This window comes from Corynebacterium sp. HMSC078A10 (genome assembly GCF_001811565.1).
GTDB classification, from domain to species: Bacteria; Actinomycetota; Actinomycetes; order Mycobacteriales; family Mycobacteriaceae; genus Corynebacterium; species Corynebacterium hesseae.
On record NZ_KV805226.1, the window covers coordinates 1 to 17,986 of the forward strand.

Annotated in this window: 16 protein-coding genes, 1 tRNA gene and 1 pseudogene; 5 read left to right on the plus strand and 13 right to left on the minus strand. The window is 63.6% G+C overall.

The features are described from left to right. Nucleotides 1-479: pseudogene (locus HMPREF2808_RS10430) on the plus strand (DNA recombinase); the annotation flags it as partial. Here the strand turns inward: HMPREF2808_RS10430 and HMPREF2808_RS10435 are convergent. From HMPREF2808_RS10435 to HMPREF2808_RS10445, 3 genes are all read right to left on the minus strand, one after another. Then, nucleotides 448-963 carry a ClbS/DfsB family four-helix bundle protein gene (locus HMPREF2808_RS10435; RefSeq protein ID WP_034969882.1) on the minus strand — a complete coding sequence of 172 codons (516 nt, stop codon included), beginning with the start codon at nt 961-963 and terminating at the stop codon, nt 448-450. The pseudogene HMPREF2808_RS10430 and the gene HMPREF2808_RS10435 sit on opposite strands and share 32 nt — an antisense overlap. Nucleotides 964-1,156: 193 nt before the next feature. Beyond that, a tRNA-Thr gene (locus HMPREF2808_RS10440) sits at nt 1,157-1,232 on the minus strand. 102 nt (nt 1,233-1,334) lie between these two features. Beyond that, on the minus strand, nt 1,335-2,582 hold the full coding sequence (locus HMPREF2808_RS10445; RefSeq protein ID WP_083309061.1) for a DNA polymerase III subunit delta': 1,248 nt from the start codon (nt 2,580-2,582) through the stop codon (nt 1,335-1,337). Here HMPREF2808_RS10445 and HMPREF2808_RS10450 point away from each other — a divergent pair. Both HMPREF2808_RS10450 and HMPREF2808_RS10455 read left to right on the plus strand, forming a co-directional pair. Then, nucleotides 2,581-4,113: an adenylate/guanylate cyclase domain-containing protein gene (locus HMPREF2808_RS10450; protein WP_070511233.1), complete on the plus strand. Its 1,533-nt coding sequence runs from the start codon at nt 2,581-2,583 to the stop codon at nt 4,111-4,113. The two genes, HMPREF2808_RS10445 and HMPREF2808_RS10450, sit on opposite strands and share 2 nt — an antisense overlap. 32 nt (nt 4,114-4,145) lie before the next feature. Further along, nucleotides 4,146-5,519 carry a DUF418 domain-containing protein gene (locus HMPREF2808_RS10455; RefSeq protein ID WP_046647867.1) on the plus strand — a complete coding sequence of 458 codons (1,374 nt, stop codon included), beginning with the start codon at nt 4,146-4,148 and terminating at the stop codon, nt 5,517-5,519. A 551-nt stretch (nt 5,520-6,070) separates the two neighbouring features. On the opposite strand, the gene topA is transcribed toward HMPREF2808_RS10455, so the two are convergent. Then, nucleotides 6,071-9,001, minus strand: coding sequence for a type I DNA topoisomerase (gene topA / locus HMPREF2808_RS10460; protein WP_070624608.1), 2,931 nt, complete (start codon nt 8,999-9,001; stop codon nt 6,071-6,073). A gap of 201 nt (nt 9,002-9,202) precedes the next feature. On the opposite strand from topA, the gene HMPREF2808_RS10465 reads away from it, so the two are divergent. Further along, complete coding sequence (locus tag HMPREF2808_RS10465) at nt 9,203-9,796, plus strand: DedA family protein (RefSeq protein ID WP_154761934.1); 594 nt, start codon at nt 9,203-9,205, stop codon at nt 9,794-9,796. Here the strand turns inward: HMPREF2808_RS10465 and HMPREF2808_RS10470 are convergent. Beyond that, a complete protein-coding gene (locus HMPREF2808_RS10470) occupies nt 9,793-9,996 on the minus strand; it encodes a cold-shock protein (protein ID WP_070516379.1) in 204 nt (67 codons plus the stop codon). The genes HMPREF2808_RS10465 and HMPREF2808_RS10470 overlap by 4 nt on opposite strands. Nucleotides 9,997-10,087: 91 nt before the next feature. Between HMPREF2808_RS10470 and HMPREF2808_RS10475 the strand changes: the two genes are divergently transcribed. Beyond that, nucleotides 10,088-12,460 carry a DEAD/DEAH box helicase gene (locus HMPREF2808_RS10475; RefSeq protein ID WP_070624609.1) on the plus strand — a complete coding sequence of 791 codons (2,373 nt, stop codon included), beginning with the start codon at nt 10,088-10,090 and terminating at the stop codon, nt 12,458-12,460. Here HMPREF2808_RS10475 and HMPREF2808_RS10480 read toward each other — a convergent pair. The 8 genes from HMPREF2808_RS10480 to HMPREF2808_RS13155 all read right to left on the minus strand — a co-directional run bounded on the left by HMPREF2808_RS10480 (nt 12,457) and on the right by HMPREF2808_RS13155 (nt 17,978). Beyond that, a complete protein-coding gene (locus HMPREF2808_RS10480) occupies nt 12,457-12,801 on the minus strand; it encodes an Rv3654c family TadE-like protein (protein WP_070531754.1) in 345 nt (114 codons plus the stop codon). The genes HMPREF2808_RS10475 and HMPREF2808_RS10480 overlap by 4 nt on opposite strands. Beyond that, nucleotides 12,798-13,121 carry a hypothetical protein gene (locus HMPREF2808_RS10485; protein ID WP_070624610.1) on the minus strand — a complete coding sequence of 108 codons (324 nt, stop codon included), beginning with the start codon at nt 13,119-13,121 and terminating at the stop codon, nt 12,798-12,800. The genes HMPREF2808_RS10480 and HMPREF2808_RS10485 overlap by 4 nt, the downstream gene beginning before the upstream one ends. Beyond that, a complete protein-coding gene (locus HMPREF2808_RS10490; RefSeq protein WP_049157884.1) occupies nt 13,121-13,309 on the minus strand; it encodes a DUF4244 domain-containing protein in 189 nt (62 codons plus the stop codon). Before HMPREF2808_RS10490 ends, HMPREF2808_RS10485 begins: the two co-directional genes overlap by 1 nt. 79 nt (nt 13,310-13,388) lie before the next feature. Beyond that, on the minus strand, nt 13,389-13,946 hold the full coding sequence (locus HMPREF2808_RS10495) for a type II secretion system F family protein (protein ID WP_070624611.1): 558 nt from the start codon (nt 13,944-13,946) through the stop codon (nt 13,389-13,391). Continuing rightward, nucleotides 13,946-14,695, minus strand: coding sequence for a type II secretion system F family protein (locus HMPREF2808_RS10500; protein WP_070624612.1), 750 nt, complete (start codon nt 14,693-14,695; stop codon nt 13,946-13,948). The genes HMPREF2808_RS10495 and HMPREF2808_RS10500 overlap by 1 nt, the downstream gene beginning before the upstream one ends. Continuing rightward, nucleotides 14,692-15,828, minus strand: a complete 1,137-nt coding sequence (locus tag HMPREF2808_RS10505; protein WP_070624613.1) for a TadA family conjugal transfer-associated ATPase — start codon at nt 15,826-15,828, stop codon at nt 14,692-14,694. Before HMPREF2808_RS10505 ends, HMPREF2808_RS10500 begins: the two co-directional genes overlap by 4 nt. Then, nucleotides 15,825-16,841: a septum site-determining protein Ssd gene (gene ssd / locus HMPREF2808_RS10510; RefSeq protein WP_070524096.1), complete on the minus strand. Its 1,017-nt coding sequence runs from the start codon at nt 16,839-16,841 to the stop codon at nt 15,825-15,827. Before ssd ends, HMPREF2808_RS10505 begins: the two co-directional genes overlap by 4 nt. A 336-nt stretch (nt 16,842-17,177) precedes the next feature. Beyond that, on the minus strand, nt 17,178-17,978 hold the full coding sequence (locus HMPREF2808_RS13155) for a DUF3800 domain-containing protein (RefSeq protein WP_141746438.1): 801 nt from the start codon (nt 17,976-17,978) through the stop codon (nt 17,178-17,180). Nucleotides 17,979-17,986: the final 8 nt, after the last annotated feature.

The window sequence follows — 17,986 nt, forward strand, 5'->3', positions numbered from 1 at the left end:
TATCAGGTGTCTACCAAACAGGGGTCAGGTCCTATCGCGGACAAAGCCACCTACCACAGGTCATCGACGCCATGTTTAATACAGACCAGCTCGAAGCGGAGTCCAAGCGCCTAGACGAGAAAATCCGCGCTCTTGCCAGCGAGATTGAATCATTGGTTGCAGAAAATCAGCGGGTAGCGCAAGACCAGGACCAATACCCCGCCCGCTACACCCAGCTAGAAGCGCGATACCAGAAAACCCTGGGCCGCAAACAAGCCATCGAGGCCGAGATTGCTGCCAAGAGTGCCAAGGCCACTGCGATCAAAACCGCCTACACCCAGTTGGCCGACAAGCCCATCCAGCATTTTCAACCATCCCAGTGGACAGCGCTTATCGACCATGCCGTTATCGGAGCCAACGAGATCCAGTTCGTCTTCAGAATCGGCACTGAAATCACCGTGCCTATTGCTAGCAGGCTGCCAGTTTCTTCCACTTCCTGATTTTGGTGCGAAACGTCGTAAATGGCGCGACGGTGTTGATATGCACCCATTTCCACACCGGCCACGCCGACGGGGTGGAAGAAGCCCACGCACGCTGACCCGAACTAAACAATTCTGATTCGGTTAGACCGCCCACCATTTTGACTATCTCACCAAGCAGGATCTTGAACCTGTCGATCAAATCCTCAGTAGATACCTGCTCCCAGCGTTGGTAGAACGATTCATACAATCCGCCCAGTTGATTCCACTTAAAACCAGGTGCCGGAGTCACCACGTCAAGACCGGCTTGTTCGTCACGTTCCCAGCCGAGCAGTAATTCCATCCAGCCAAGCTGGTAGGCGATCATCTGCCGGGGCGTGCGGTCAACACCGTCAACCAGCCGGTCCCAACCATCGCCAGGAACGCCTACGAACTCGCCGATAAAAAGTTCGCCACGCTTAGTAATCTCTGCGGCTAGTTCATCGCCAGACGCATACGATCTCACCACACACCTCCTCGTGAAACGGCCTTAGGTTTAACGCTTCGTTAGCGCGTTAAACCCTAAATACGCATTTTACTAGGGCAAACAAGATACCCGCTAACGCAAAACCCAAACCCGCTAACGCAAGCGATTTTTCACACCCCCCTAAGCGATACTCGCTAACGCAAAAGGGTACTTATCAAATCCGACGTCTAAGTGGAGCCGCCTGCGAGAATCGAACTCGCGACCTTCTCATTACGAGTGAGATGCTCTACCGACTGAGCTAAGGCGGCACGATGCAGTGTGTATATGCACCGCCTGAGAGTTTAGCCTAGGCCTGGGCTGATAAAGAAATCGGGCTATCACCTGTAGTGTGCACGCAGCACACGTGCTGGTTAGCGCGCGCCACAGGCCAGGCGCAGGCGGCCCACCATGCCGTCGAAAGCCACCTGCGGGGTGACGTTCTGCGGCAGCTGCTCGCGGCAGGTGCGGATAGCGGACTGGGCGGCCAGCAAGCCATCTTCGCTCACGCGCTGGGCAAGTTCGCCCGCCAGGCCCGCGAAGTCCGGGTGGGTCATCTCCACCTCAGCGCCGACTTTCAGCATGAGCGCATCGCGGTAAATACCGGCGAGATCCACGAGGGCGATGTCGAGGCCGTCGGAGATGCGTCGTTTAGCGCGCTTCTTGTGGAGCTCCTCCAGATCCTTCAGGGCACTGCGGGCGTCGCGTTGCGCCTTGGTCGCGCCCTTGCCCTTGGCGCCGACGCCGAAGGATTGTTCAATCTTGGAGCGCTCCGCCTCCTCCGCCGCCGCGTGGGAGTCCTTGGCTTCCTTCTCAATGAACTTCAGCAGCGCCGTGACGGATTGAAAGGCCTGGGAGCCGTGGAAGACGTCTTCGGCCAGGTTGATGGCCATGGCGCGGCGCTTCTGCGCGGCGGGCTCGTTGACTAGGTGTCGCGCACGTCCCACGTGGCGCAGGGTGGTCACGGCGGCCAGGCGCGCGTCATCCTCGCTGGCGCCTTCGGCGACGAGCTGCTTGACGACGCCCTCCACACTCGGCGCCGGAATATAAAGGTGACGGCAGCGCGAGCGCAGCGTGACCGAGAAGTCCTCCGGGTCCTCCGAGGGCGCCACCATGATGATGACGGTGCGCTCCGGGGGCTCCTCCACGGTTTTGAGCAGCGCGTTGGCGGCCTCATTGCGCAGGCGGTCGGCCTTGTTGAAGATGACCACGCGCCACGGCGCCACGCTCGGCAGGCTGGCTGCGCGCCCGATGACGTCGCGGGCCTCGCCCACGGTGATGAACTGCTCCTGCGGGTCCACGTAGACCAAGTCGGTGTGCTCTTGATTGTCTAGGACGCTCTGGCAGGAGGGGCAGCGCCCGCAGCCGGGGTTGCCGTTCTCGTCGGCGGACGTGCACATGAGTGCCGCGGCGAAGCACTGCGCGGCCAGCGAACGGCCGGCACCCGGGGGCCCGGTAAATAGCCAGGAGTGGCTCATCGCTCGCGAGTCGCCCTCACCGCGAGCCGCGCGGGCAGCGCTGAGGATGGTGTGGGAGACGGAGGGGGCGTCGGCAAGCCTTTCGGCAACGCTGGAGGTGTTCACTCGCCCTAGCCTACTGGGATAACTAAAGTGTGTAACCATGAATAGACTGATGCGTGGCGCCCGCTGGTTATGGGGTACTCAATGGCCGATGTACGCCGCGCTCGTCCTTGGAGCCAACATCATCGGCGCCATCGCGATCATGACCTTCGTGGTCTTCTTTCTCCCCATGCCGGAGATCTCCGATTTCATCGCTCACACGCCCCACCTGTGGACCTACGGCACGCTGTTCGTAACCTTTGCGGTCATCATCGGCATAGCGGTAACACTTCGGCTGTTCAGACCGGTATTGGACTGGCAGCGCAGCCCCGATGACCATGACCCCAATATGGTGCGCAACCTGGTCCTGCGCATCCCGCTCTACCAGGCCGGTGTGGCCGCGGGGGTGTGGCTGCTGGGCATCATCTTGGCGGTGGTGCTGGCAGGCCAGCACTCGGCGCGGCTGGCCGTGGTAGTCGGTGTTTCTGCTGCATTGGCCGGCGGCCTCATCGTGCTGTTGACGTACCTGCAGGCGGAGCGCCTCGTACGCCCCGTGGCTGCGGAGGCCGTGGCCCGGCGTTTCGAGGATTCCACCTTGGAGCCGCCGATTAAATACCGGTTGCTTTCCACCTGGATGATGACCTCCGGCATCCCGCTCATCGGCATCGTGCTTGTCCTCATGGGCCAACAGGCGGGTCTGTTTAGCCCTGAGACCTCAGATATCATGCCGGCTATCGTTGCGCTGACCGTTACCGCGCTGGGCACCGGGCTCATGGGAACCATGTTCGCGATGATGAGCGTGGTCGATCCCATCATTGAGCTGCAAGACGCCATCAACCGCGTACGCCGCGGCGAGAGTGACGTCCAGGTGGACATCTACGACGGCTCCGAGCTCGGCGTGCTTCAGGCCGGATTCAACGAAATGATGCGCGGCCTGCGTGAGCGCCAACGCGTGCGCGATATTTTCGGCCGCTATGTCGGTGCCGAGGTGGCCCAGCGCGCCTTGGAGGAACGCCCGGAGCTGGGCGGCGAGGACCGCAAGGTGGCGGTGCTGTTTATCGACGTCATCGGCTCCACCACCTTCGCCGTCAACCACACCCCGGAAGAAGTGGTGGAGGAGCTCAACAAGTTCTTTGAGCACGTCGTTGAGGTGGTGCACCGGAACAAGGGCATCATCAACAAGTTCCAGGGTGATGCCGCCCTGGCCGTCTTCGGTGCCCCGCTGACGGTCTACGACGCGAACTCCATGGCTTTGCAGGCCGCCCGCGAGCTTCGCCAGGAACTGCGCGGGTTGCGGCTGCAGGCGGGCATCGGCGTGGCCGCGGGCCACGTGGTGGCCGGGCACATTGGTGGTGCGGACCGCTTCGAGTACACCGTCATTGGTGATGCCGTCAACGAGGCTGCCCGTCTCACCGAACTGGCCAAGGACACCCCGGGCCAGGTGCTCACCAACTCCGCCACGCTGCGCGGCGCCAACGAGGCAGAGCAAGCGCGCTGGACGCTGATGAAGTCTATTGAGCTGCGCGGGCGCCGCCGCATGACGCAGCTGGCGCGCCCGATTCGCCCGACCTTGGCGGAACGCGCTCTCGGATAAATAAGTTTTTGTGCTTCTGGTAGCTTGGGGCCATGCCTCATCAGCCCCACCAGCCCCATCCGCCACGCCAGTATTCGAGTCCTCGTCTTCTCGTCCCCGACGTCGCCCGCGGCATGGCCCTGCTGGGCATCGCGCTGGCTAATGTCTGCACCGCGTGGATTATGAACGACGGCGATGGCCCCGATGCCTATTTCGGCGGCGTCGATACCCTCGTTGACGAAGTCTATGTGGTCTTTTCCGCCATGTTCGTGCATGTGCGCGGCCTGCCGATGTTCTCCACGCTTCTCGGCTTTGGCGTGGGGCTTATCGCAATGAGCTTGTGGCGACGCGGCTTCCCACTGCGGCGCGCGCAGGCCGTGTTGGCAAAGCGCTATGGCTTTCTTGCTTTATTCGGTGCCCTGCACTGCCTCTTCCTCTTTTCCGGCGACATCATGCTGCTCTACGGCGCGATGGGCATGCTCATTGCGTTGCTGCTTACTTTAACCGACAAGCTCCTCATGCGCGTGGCCTACGGGTTCTGTGCGCTGCTGGTTGTGGCGGGTATCGGAATGGGCGTTGGGGCCGCGCTTGTCGATACGTCGGAGTTTGATCTCAGCGGCTTCACCGCCGCCGAATCCTACTGGGAGCTGCTGGGTGAGCAGGCCATCATGGTCGGCGCCCAAGCTTTTTCCGTTCCCCTGACGGGAGCCTTGGTCCTTCCGGTGATGCTCGTAGGTTTCGTGTGGGCGCGCCGCGGAACCTTGGCCGGGGGCCATCGGCGCGAGCTGTGGGCGTGGACCATTTTGGCCCTAGCCATCATCCTTTTCCTCGGCCTGCCCTGGGGCTTGTCGACGATTGGGGTGCTGGACCCAGCTCTAGCGGAACCCCTCAACGCGGCGAATAGCTGCATCGGCATGCTCACCGGGCCGGGCATCGTGGCGGGGGCAACACTCGCCCTAGAACCCCTGCAGCGCCGTGGTGCGCGCCCCTGGTTCCTGTGGCCGCTGATTGCGCTGGGCAAGCGTTCCATGACCGGCTACGTGCTGCAGTCCGTGTTCTTCCTGGCGCTGGTCTACCCCTTTACCCTCAACATTGGCCCGGAGCTCAGCGCCGCGGGCCAGGCAGCGCTAGCCACCGGCGTATGGCTAGCAACGCTCCTCATCGCCTGCGCGCTCGAGGCCGCGGGCAAGCCCGGGCCCTTCGAATGGGTACACCGACGCTTGTCCTATGGCAAGACGATGCGCCCGGAATTAGGCGCTGCGCCTAACCGCGGCCCTTCCGCGCCAGCCCATCCACCAGCAGCACCAGGCCTACCGTCTGTGCCGCCGACTGCGCCGCATCCAGAACCCGGCCACGCAGGCCCGCATCCTGGCGCTGTTCAGCCGGGTTCAGGACCGTCAGCGCCTCAGAGGCCAGAAGCAGGTTAGCACCGTGGCTCAGCCCCTGCGTAGATTCAGCAGCGCGCAGGGCTGGGTCACCAGCTAGCGCGGAGAGCGCAGCCGCCGGGATTCCGGCGATAGCCGTGGCGCGGCGCTCACTTCGGGTGCGGGCTAGCGCAAGGCCCGCGGCCCACGCGCCAGCGCGCAGGCCCCAACCCAGTGCATCATTGCGCGCACCGCGCAGCGCCCACGCGAAGGCAGCGTATTGCACGCTGACACACGTCACGCCGAACGTCGTTGGTGCGCCGCGCTTGGCGGCCTGGCCAAGCGAAGCGGCGACGAGCCCCACACGGGTCTCCGGTGCGCAGTCTGGGCGCAGGGCCAACAGCACGGGTACAGCGGCGGTAGTGACCGTGCCGAGCGCGCGCCAGTTAAACAGGCGTGACCAGACGGCAGTCTCCCCCGCGGCGAGCGCGCCGAGGGTGAAATGATCGCGGCCAGCAAAGGCCGGGCCCACCGCGCGCAGGAGAGCCTCGGTGCCTTCCTGGGTACGGTCCAGCATGTCGCGCGCGAAATTCTCCAGCGTGAGCATGGCCTATCTACTTCCTGCGCGATCCGGCCTTGACCACGTTCTTCGTGCCCGGCGAAGGCTTCTTCGTGGCCTTCTTGCTCGACTTCTTCGTAGCCTTCTTCGTCGATTTCTTGGTCGACTTCTTGGTGCTCTTCTTCGTCGACTTCTTCGCCCCACCGTTCGCGGCGTCCTTGGCGCGGCGCTCGGAGAGGAGCTCGTTCGCGCGGGCGTCGGTAAGCTGCTCCGGATCGTCACCACGGCGCAGCGAGGCATTCGTCGTGCCGTCAGTGACGTACGGGCCAAAGCGGCCGTCCTTGACCGTCATCGGCTTGCCGGAGACGTCGTTATCACCCAGCTGCTTAATCGGCGGCTGTGCGGCCGCACGTCCACGGCGCTTCGGCTCCGCGTAGATGCGGCGCGCCTCATCCAGCGTGATGGAGAAGATCTGCTCCTCCTTGGCCAAGGAACGCGAATCCTTACCCTTCTTCAGGTAGGGGCCATAGCGGCCGTTCTGCGCGGTGATGACCTCGCCGTCCGAGGGGTCCACGCCCACCTCGCGCGGCAGGCTCAGCAGCTTCAGCGCTTCCTCCAAAGTGACGCTGGACGGCTCCATCGAAGCAAAGAGCGAGGCCGTGCCCGGCTTCAGCTTCTCCTCAACGTACTCAGCAATGCGCTTTTCCTTCTGCTTCGCCGCGGTCTTGGTCTCCCAATTCTTGGCGCGCTTGCCCTCGGCCGCGCGCTGGGCGTCCTCCGCGGCGCGCTCCTCCTTGACGATCTCCTCGGCTTCGGCCTCGGCCTTCTCGCGCTCGTCGTCACGCACCTGCTCGGTCACGTACGGGCCGAAGCGACCCTCCTTGGCCACGATGGTGCGTCCGTTCTCCGGGTTCTGTCCCAGCTCGCGCCCGCCCTGCGGGGTGGCAAAGAGCTTCTCCGCCAAAGCCTCGTTGAGCTCATCCGGGGTGACCGTCTCCGAGAGGTTGGCGCGCTGGTACTCCACCGTGCCGTCCTCGTTGGTGCCCACGGCGCGCTCGATATACGGACCGTAGCGGCCCACGCGCACGAAGACATCGCGGCCTTCCGCGTCGGTGTACAGGCGCAGGGAGTTGACCTGGCGGGCATCGATGGCCTCCAGGTTGATGCCCACCAAGGACTTCAGGCCGCCGTGGCGAGCAATAGATGCGGCCTTGCGCTCGCCGGCCTCCGTGTTGCCGAAGTAGAAGTTATTCAGCCAATCCGTGCCGTTCTCCGAACCGGCGGCAATGGCATCGAGCTCATCCTCCATGGAGGAGGTGAAGTCATAATCCACCAGCTCAGTGAAGTTATTCTCCAACAGACCCACCACCGCGAAGGCAACCCACGAGGGCACCAGCGCGTTGCCGCGGGAGAGCACGTAGCCGCGGTCCTGGATGGTCTTGATGATGGAGGCGTACGTCGACGGACGCCCGATGCCCAAATCTTCCATCTTCTTGACCAAGCTGGCCTCGGTATAGCGCGCCGGCGGGTTGGTGGAGTGGCCGTCGGCAGTAACCGCAGCGGTCTTCAGCGTGTCGCCCTCATTGAGGTGCGGCAGACGGGACTCTCCCTTCGAGTCCTTCGCCGCCACGTCCTCGTAGGCCTTGAGGAAGCCCGGGAAGGTAATCGTGCGGCCGGTCGCGGAAAAGTCGGCGTCGTGGCCGCCGGCGTTGACCGCCGCGGTCACCTTCATCGAGGTTCCCTTGGCGTCGGCCATCTGGCAGGCCACGGTGCGCTTCCAAATCAGCTCATAAAGCTTGTACTCCTCGGCGTCGAGCTGCCCGGCCAGCTGGCCCGGGGTGGCAAAACGCTCACCGGCCGGGCGGATGGCCTCGTGGGCCTCCTGGGAGTTCTTCACCTTGCGGTCATAGGTACGCGGTCCGTCGGCCACGAACTCCGCGCCGAAGATGGAGGAGGCAGCCTCACGCGCAGCATCCAGGCCCTGCTTGGACAGGGAGGTCGAGTCGGTACGCATATAGGTGATGTGACCGTTCTCGTAGAGGCGCTGCGCAATGCGCATCGTGCGCTCCGAGGTGTAGTGCAGGCGCCGGCCGGCCTCCTGCTGCAGCGTCGACGTCATAAACGGCGCGGAAGGCTTGCGCGAATAAGGCTTGTGCTCGACACTAGCCACGGTCATGGTGGAGCCCTCCAGCGCGCTGGCCAGCTGCTCCGCCTGGGCCTGCTTGACGACGACCACCTCGTCGCTCTTCAGCTGACCCCTATCGTTGAAGTCGCGGCCCGCGGCCACGCGCTTGCCATCGAGGGCAATCAGGCGCGCATCGAAATCCGGCGTGGATTTCAGCGTTGCCGTGAGATCCCAGTACTCGGCGGGGATGAATGCCATGCGCTCGCGCTCGCGCTCGACGATGACGCGGGTAGCTACCGACTGCACGCGGCCAGCCGATAGGCGCGGCATGACCTTCTTCCACAGCACCGGGGAGACCTCGTAGCCGTAGAGGCGGTCCAGGATGCGGCGGGTTTCCTGGGCGTCGATGAGGTTTTCATCGAGTTCACGGGTGTTTTCCGCGGCCTCCAGGATGGCGGACTTGGTGATCTCGTTGAAGACCATTCGGCGCACCGGCACCTTGGGCTTGAGTACTTCCAGCAGGTGCCAGGCAATGGCCTCGCCCTCGCGGTCGGGGTCTGTTGCGAGGTAGAGCTGGTCGCACTGCTTCAGCTTGGCCTTGAGGTCAGCGACCTTCTTCTTCTTGTCCTGGCTGATGACGTACAGCGGGGTGAAGTTATCCTCCGGGTTAACACCGAGGCGCGCCCAGGATTCCTTCTTATATTTGGCGGGGACGTCGGCGGCGCCGCGGGGAAGGTCCCGGATGTGGCCGACGGAGGCCTCAACAATGTACTTATCGCCGAGGTAAGGCTGAATCTTCTTCGCCTTGGTTGCTGACTCGACGATGACCAGGGTCTTCCCCGGGCCGGTAGCTTCTGCCACTTCGACTTCATCCCTTCCGATGGCTAGTCCTCTGCTGGGCAATTGCCCCTAGAGTACACAGATAGAGGCTTACTCTAGTTATTCAGGCCAGTTCACGTCCACACAACCGGGGGTCTATACTGGCCGTCCGAGGATTCGCCTCACAGCACACAACTGGGAGACAGCGTGATTGCGTCTATTACTGCATGGTTCGAGGTCATCATGGCCACACAGTGGATTTATCCGCTGGTGGGTTCACTGATTTTCCTCGACTGCTTCTTCCCCGTTTTGCCTTCGGAGGTTCCCCTCAACATGGTGGGCGCCTGGTCTGGCTCCCAAGGTTTTCCCCATCTTCCCACCATGTTTTTCGTCGCCATGGTTGCCGCAATTTTGGGGGATAACTTGTGCTTCCTCCTGGGAACGCGGCTCATCGCCCTTATTAATAGAGCCCAAAAGGGAACGAAGGCTTATGACGCCTTAACGTGGGTCAAGCGTAATATTCGGCGCAGCGGCGGCGCGGCCATCATCATCGCGCGCTTCATCCCCTCGGCCCGCCTGTTTATGACGATTCTGCTGGGCTCCATGCGCTACCCCTGGCCGTTGTTTTTCTTCTTCGACACCTTCGGTGTTCTGTTGTGGGTGGCGCAGGCGCTAGCCATTGGCTACCTCGGCGGCGTGGCCTTCTCCGGCTCACCCGCGATAGCCATGCTCATTTCCATCATCGCCGCCGTCATCATCGGCTTCGGCCTGCAAAAGGGGCAGAATAAGCTGCTGGAATGGTGGGATACCCGGCGCGGCTACGCCGAATCCCCCTAAACCACCTCGACGTTGGTGGCCTGCTGACCTTTAGTGTCTTCCCCAATCTCAAAGGAGACGCGCTGGTTATCTTCGAGGGTACGGAAGCCGGTTCCTTGGATTTCGGTGTAGTGCACGAAGATGTCGCCGGAGCCGTCCTCCTGCTCAATGAAGCCGTAGCCTTTTTCGGCGTTGAAGAACTTGACGGTACCGTATGCCATGATGAGTTGTCCTTTGCGGAAATAAAGTAGTGCAAACTAGTGCACTAGTGTGCCACGTTTGGGCACCTACAGCAGATTAGTGGAGGCAAGCGTGAGTGAGAACCCTCTGGGTGAGGAGCTCGTCGAGCACCTTGTTGAGCGTTTCCCCGAGTCCGAGCTAACGCACTCCACCACCCTGCCCGCCCAGCCCGCGCGCTATGCCGAGTGGCCCGAGTGGGTCCTGCCGGAGTTGCGGGCGGCGTTGGAGGAACAAGGCGTCGCCAAGCTCTATGCCCACCAAGTCGCCGTGGCACAAGCCGCGTGGGAGGGGCGTGATGTGGTGGTCTCCACCGGCACGAGTTCCGGAAAGTCCCTGGGTTACCGTTTGCCCATTCTGTCCCGTCTGGCGCAGGACCCGACCGCGTGCGCGCTCTACATCACGCCGACGAAGGCGCTGGGTTCGGACCAGCTGCGCACGGTGCTCGAGCTCACGCAGGGCATCGCTGCGGTTCACGACGTCCACCCCGCCCCCTACGACGGTGATACCCCCACCGAAGCCCGTGCCGGTATCCGCGATCAGGCGCGGTTTATCTTCTCCAACCCAGACATGATTCATTCTTCTCTGCTGGGCGCACACCAGCGGTGGGCGCGGATGCTGCGGCACTTGAAGTTCATCGTGATTGATGAGGCGCACGCCTACCGCGGGGTTTTCGGGGCGAACGTGGCGCTCGTGGTGCGGCGTTTGCTGCGGCTGTGCGCACACTACGGTTCGCGGCCGGTGGTGATTGCGGCTTCGGCGACCATGCGGGATCCCGCCCGGCATGCCGCACGGCTGACGGGGCGCGAGTTTCTCCCTGTAACCGAGGATGGCGCGCCGACGGGCGCGCGGACGGTCGCGCTGTGGGAACCGGGCTTCATGGAAGGCATCGAAGGGCAGAACGGCGCCCCCGTGCGCCGCGCCGCCACAACGGAGGCGGCCTGGATGATGGCCGCGCTCGTGGCGCAGGGCGCTCGAACGTTGACCTTTGTGCGCTCGCGGCGCGCGGCAGAGACCACCGCGCTGCGGGCAGCAGAAGAGCTCTCCGGGAGGCTGGGCCGGCCGGATTTCGCGCGCCGGATTGCCGCCTACCGCGCGGGGTATTTGGCCGAAGACCGTCGCGCGCTGGAACAGGCGCTGGACGATGGCTCCTTGCTCGGCGTGGCCACCACCTCGGCTTTGGAGCTGGGCATCGACGTCGGCGGCCTCGATGCCGTGGTCACCGCCGGGTTCCCGGGTACCGTCGCTAGCTTCTGGCAGCAGGCTGGGCGCGCAGGCCGCCGCGGCCAGGGCTCGCTGGTGGTTTTGGTGGCCCGCGATGAACCGATGGACACCTACCTGGTTCACCACCCAGAGGCACTGTTGGGCCGACCGGTGGAGGCCAGCGTGTTCAACCCGGCTAACCCCTATATCCTGGCCGGGCACGTGTACTGCGCGGCGGTGGAGAAACCGTTGTCTGATGCCGACGTAGCTGCCTTCCGCGCCGAAGACGTGGTCCACGACCTAGCCCAGCAAGGCTTGCTGCGCCGGCGCCCGCAGGGTTGGTTCGCCGCTCCCCTGCCGGCTGGCTCAAGCGAGCTCACCCCGGAGACCGCGCACACAGCCGTCTCGCTGCGCGGCGGTTCGGGCGAGGAAGTCATGATTGTGGATTCCTCCGATGGCCGCCTGCTGGGCACCATCGATTCAGCCCGCGCGGTAAGCCAGGTGCATCCCGGCGCGGTGTACCTGCACCGTGGCGAGAGCTTCGTCATCGAGGAACTTCACCTCGGCGGAGGCGATGGTTCGGCGTCCGCCGAGCCGGGCGTGGCCCTCGCCGTGCCAAAGGCCCCGGACTACACCACGCAGCCGAAGTCCACGACGGATATCCGCATCTTGAGCGAGGCCGATGACCTGGTGAACTACGCCCCCGGCCTGTGGGTGGCCAGCCTGGAGGTTGAGGTGACCGATAAGGTCACCGGCTACCAGGTGCGGCTTCCCGATGGCTCCGTGGGCGAGGATATCCCCCTTGACCTGCCGGAGCAGCGCCTGGTGACCCGGGCGGTGGCCTACACCATCGATCCGCTGGCACTCGCAGCGATGGGAGTCACCGCCGGGCGCACCCCGGGCACCCTCCATGCGGCAGAGCACGCCGCCATTGGGTTGCTGCCGCTCATTGCCACCTGCGACCGCTGGGACATTGGTGGCGTGTCCACCGCGCAGCATGCCGATACGGGCTTGCCCACGGTCTTCGTCTACGACGGCCACCCCGGCGGTGCTGGCTTCGCCGAGGAAGGTTTCCGGCGCTTCCCTGAGTGGATCAAAGCCACCTTCGATGCCGTGCGCTCCTGCCCCTGCGAGTCCGGCTGCCCGTCGTGCGTGCAATCCCCCAAGTGCGGCAACGGCAACAACCCTCTGGACAAGGCAGGCGCTATAGCTCTCCTCGGCGCGCTGGTTACCATGACCTCTTAGACCGGACCAGCGCGGGCGATGGCGCTGCGCCCGCGCAGCCGGGCAGTGACCTCAACGTCGCGCCCATCGATGTCGCAGGAGCCGAGTTCCGCGCCGTTAAGCGCGGCAATCTCTGTGGCCTTCGTGCAGGCGTCCCTGCCCTTGGCCACCTCCCACGCACCGGCCACGGCGGCGAGGTCCGCCGCCACCTGTGCTTCGTGCCGCGCCACAACGAGCGAAGCAACCGCCGCGACTGCCAACAACAGAGACGCCACTGCAGCGATGATCCCGGCGGTGACGACGGTGGCATAGCCCTCCTCCCCCGCCAGGATCCGCGACCAGCTGCGCCGATGACGCCTCATGGCTGCGCCCCGTTGTTCCCACCCGCTGCCATCTCCGCGGGAAACACCGCCTGCGCGCGCATGGTCCCCAGCGGTGCCGGCACGGCGGCCTCAGCGGTCATAAGCCCGGAGCCTTCGCTCACGTTCACCGTCACTCCATCGCGCTGAAAGTCCACGCCGATGGCGACGGAGCGGGCTGCAGCGCCCGCGGCGTCAACGGCAGCGAGGTGGGCCGACAGCGTGGCGATGCCACCCACGATTCCCGCGGCAACGATGACGAGTGCGGACAGCGACAATGCTGCTTCGATGGTGACGGAGCCGGCGTCATCAAGCGCGCGCATTAGCCTGGGGTGTTGGACAGGGCGTCGGTGATGATGGAGGTAATGGCGCTGGTGACTTCGCCACCATTGACCACGGCATAGAGGACCGCAGCGAGAGCTGCCGCGGCCAAACTACCCATGGCATATTCTATCGTAGACATACCATCATCATTTCCTAATAGTGACTGGTAGTTTACCTTTTTCTGCATGATGTACCTAGCTTTCTTTTCCTGTGTTTGTGTCGGTTACGTGTACTGAGTTGGTGAGTGGTTAGTTGTATGTGCTGATTTAGAAGAGTTGCTGGCCCAAGCTGATGAGGACAGGTATCAACCCAAGGACCAGGAAGGCGGGAAGGAAGCACACTGCCAGCGGTGCTGCGATGAACACACCAGCGCGCTCCGCCCGCGCGGTAGCTTGTGCCGAGGCTTCGGCACGCAGCTGCGCCACCAACCGGTGGCACCCCGTAGCCATGGCCGCGCCCGATTCACCCGATAGCTGCGTAAGCCGCACCAGTTCTTCCAAATGCGGCTGACTGGCCAGCGCCGACCACGCGGTGCCCATGGGAACCCCCACCCCGATGAGAGCGGCCGCCTCCGACCACTGCGGTGAGGCTTCAGCGACAGCTAGCACAGCACTGCGCGTGGAGAGACCGGCCTCTAGGCACGCGGCGAAGAGCTCCAGGTCGCTGGCAGCATCGAGCGGACTATAGTCCGTTTCGGGACCATCGCGCGGCGTCTTCGGGCGCGGTGTGCGCGATCCCGACTGGGCTATTCGTCCAGACGGTGCAGCAGAGGTAACAGCGAAAGCCGCAGCCATGAATGCAGCGGAGATATACGTCAAGACCATCACTGCGCCGCCTTTCGCAGAATGAGACGCGACCAGGCAAATCCGGCGCAGACGAAGGCCACGCCGACGTCGAGAAGCACGCCCCCAAGGCCACCACCGAGCAAGAACCCCAAAGAATCCGCGCCCATCGCCCCTCCCATGAGGATGCCCGCCAGCGGCAGGCACGCCAGGATGACCGCGGTGGCCTGTGGCCCTTGCAAGGAGGCAGCGGTCTCACCGGCATGGCGGCGCGCGGTATCCAGCTGGCTTTGAGCCTGCTCGATGAGGTTCGCCAACGCCACGCCATGGCGCCCGGAGAGCGTGAGCAGCGCTGCATAGCGGGCAACCTCCGGTGCATTGAGAGCAACCGCAGGCGAACCTCCTTGCGCCGCGAGACCCGCCGCCGTACTCAACGCGGCGCGGAGATTCTCCGGGGTGGAGTCTGGAAGGGCGTCGGCGCCCCGGCGAAGCGCTCCCGCCGTTGTCGATCCCGCCCGCAGCTCGGCGGCAACAGAACCGAAGTAGGAGGCGAGCGCCTCCGAGCCACGGCGCTCACGCCGGGACGCCGCCAGGTCATTGGCAAACCACAGCGCACAGGCCACAATGCAGCCCACCGCCACCACAACAGTGGGCCTGCCGAAGAAGACACAGCACCCGACCCCGAGGAAGAGCGCCCCGGGTGCCAGCGAGCGAGGCTTCGGCGATTCCAGCCGCGTCACCGAAGCAGGCTGCGAGAGCAAACACGCCGCCGCGAGGAATAGCCACATCATGGTTCCACCCCCAGCCGCGAGCACAGCTGCGCAAACCCGGGAAGCGGGCCGTCTTCGGCCGTCCACACCAGCTGCGGTGTAACTGGGTTTCCCTCGAGCACGCCAAGGTGCGCTAGCCGACGCCCCTGCGGTGTGCGCTCCATCCCGAGGACCACATGTACCGCAGCCGCCAATTGCGAGTGCAGCGCCACGCGGTCGAGCCCGCCGAGAGCGGCGAGGGCCTCCATGCGGGCGGGCACTTCATCAACAGAGTTGGCGTGCACGGTGCCCGCACCACCATCGTGCCCGGTGTTGAGCGCGGCAAGCAGTTCCACGACCTCCGCGCCGCGGATTTCGCCGACGACGATGCGGTCCGGGCGCATGCGTAGCGCTTGGCGGAGAAGGAGCGACATGGAGATCTCGCCGCGCCCTTCCGCGTTGGCCCGGCGCGATACCAGGGTCACCACGTGCGGGTGATTCGGGGAAAGCTCCGGAGTGTCCTCGATGATGAGCAAGCGCTCGGTGGCGGGCACGCACCCCAGCAAGGCGGCGAGCAACGTCGTCTTGCCGGAGCCGGTTCCACCAGTGACCAGGAAGGATGCCCGCCGCTCAACCACGGCGCGCAGGACGTGCTCCAGGCTGGAATCAATGCTGCCATTAGCTATCAGTTCCTCCAGGCTGGTTTGCGCTTGGCGCAGCACGCGGAGGCTGATACAGGTTCCACTTGCCGAAGGAGGAGCAAGCAACGCGTGGAGGCGAATTCTCGTGCCATCGGGGCGGGTCAGGCGCCCATCGGCAAAAGGTTGCGCATCATCCAACCGCACGCCCGCCACCGCAGCCAGCCGGGTGGCCAGCTGGCGCACCTCGGCGTCGTCGGCGAAGCCAATATCGCGTGGCTGCAGGCCCTGCCCGCAATCAACGAAACAGGCATCAGGGCCATTGACAACGACATCGGTCAGCCCCGGCAGCGACAGGACCGGCTCCAGCAGTCCCAAGCCCACGGAATCGTGGCGCAGGCGCTGCAAAAGGTCGAGCACGTCGACATCACTGATGACACCGGCTTCCTGGCGAATGCGCCGTGCCAAGGCCGGTGCATCATGGGCCAGCTGTGGCTCGGAGGCCACGATGGTGCGCATCGTATCAATCAGGTTCATGCCACGACCTTCCACATCTGGCGCGCGACACGAGCTAGAGCTCGGGGCAACTGGCGCGGCAGCCCACTAGTTTCCACCGTGCGGGTCAGGCCACGGATCGTCGGCAACTCAGCGATGGGATCCGCGTGAGTCACCGTGGCAATATCGCTGGCATCCAGGCCCGCCCACTGGCGGTTGCGCACGACGACGGAGCACTCCTGCGGCCGGGCACGAAGCTCCGCCACCAGCTGCGCGCAGGCGGCGGCCGCCCGCACCTCTGCGGCAGTCAGCACCACCACGTGATCCGCCGCATCGGGGATATCCCACGGCGGGCAATCCACCACCACTGTTCCTGGATATAAACACGCAGCTTGCATGATGGCCGCGCGCCGGGCAGCACTCATCTGCACCGCCTCTGCGCTGGCGGACCTAGCAGCGGAAAGAACCGCGATGCCATCCGGGGTGGTAGGCAGAGCACGGACGAGGTCTGCTGCATCAACTGAACCGGTCCCCGCGGCAAGATCCGGCCACCGCGCGCCGGGCTTGTTCTCAATTCCGGTGAGCAAATCGAGACCACCGGAATAGGGGCTCGCATCAACGAGGAGATCCGCGCCCGCCTCGCGGGCCAGAGCCACCGCCACGGTCGAGGCACCCAAGCCCCCAGCGGAACCAGTCACCGCCAGTGTTAAACCGGTGGACACGGTGGTCTCCGGAGTGGCGTCTGCTGCCAGTGCGCCCAGGAGCTCTTTCGATTGGGCGGGCACGATAAAGGCGGCCGTCGCGCGGCAGCACAGCGCGGCCTCATAATCGATGGGCCCCGGATCCAAGGCCAGGAAGTACACCCGCGGATGCCCCGCCACGAGACGAGCCGTCAGCGAATCAGCCAAGACGGCGTCTGCCTTGGGCAAGTGCCGGGAGAAGTCCCGCGGGTCCTCCACGGTGCTCACTTCCGCAGTACTGGCGGCTGCTGCGGAGGCTGCCTCTGCTCGCAGCGTGGAATCCCCAACGGCGATAACTAGGTGAAACGTGCTCATGTCTGAAGCATGCGCGAGCGCACCAACCGCGCGCTAGAGCTTCCTAGTCACCTGTGGATAACTTCGCCTTTGTGGCGTCTTCCGCACCCATTTTGCTGACGCTTGAACAAAATTACCGGGGCTCACGTACAAAAACTCACAGGAAACCGTGCTTCCACGATCCTTAGAATCCGCCATTAAGAGTCAAAAGCAAATACCCCCGAGCCACGCTCGAGGGTATCGCAATAAGTGCGGTAAAGAATGGCTTGGTTAGCCATAAAACTCGGGTAGTAAGTCTGAGACTAGGCCCGAGGGGCGCTTGCTTTTAGCCTGCGGCTATGGCGTTCAGCGCCTCACCTAAGAGTATCGTTGGCGCTTCAATTCTGTCAATGACCTCTCATGGCTTGTCTCAATCTTCAAAAGTGGTGTACGGCAGTCACCAAAATGACTCTCGCCTAATGCGGCCGCAATGCCCTTCGAAAGCCGGGCCTTTGGCGAACGATCTTCCAAGAAAGCCTCCAACCCCACGTCTTCGATCTTTTTTCGCGCATGGAAAACCGAACTAGCAAGCAGATCTGCCACCTGTAGTGCCGGACAAGTCCGAGAATCCAGACTAACGGCCGTTGCAAACCGCTTATTTCCAAATCGATTGTTGAGAGAGTTCACTAGAGTGTCTCCGTAGGAAACCCCTACTGGGACATCAATGTGGTCGAGCATCACCACCCCAACTTCACGGCGAGTAACCAGACCCCGAAGCAGCCGATCTGTCGCGAACAAATGCCCCTGCCACTGTTCTCGACTACTCCACGGATCGAAATGCCTCTTGTCCAAAACAAAAGCTCCGAACGTGCACCCCGAGCTTATCGCTGTTCGAAAAACATCAAGCAAAATCGGCTCAGAGTGCTTAGTAACTTTCGAGAACTTAATCTCGTCAGCCTTTGTGAAGTTATTCCGCTCACGACATGCCTTAATCTCCCGCGAAAGGAAATCAGGATCCTTCGTGCGCACAGCCGCAACAACGAAATGCTTACCTAACGTGCCTTTACTTCCGGCTTCATCTACAAAGTAGACGGCACTTTCTGCAGCAAGCGGCAAACTCACCTGAGGAGGACCTGATCCCTTTTGGTGAGAAAATGAATTTGCTCGATAGCTTGTCACAGCTGAGA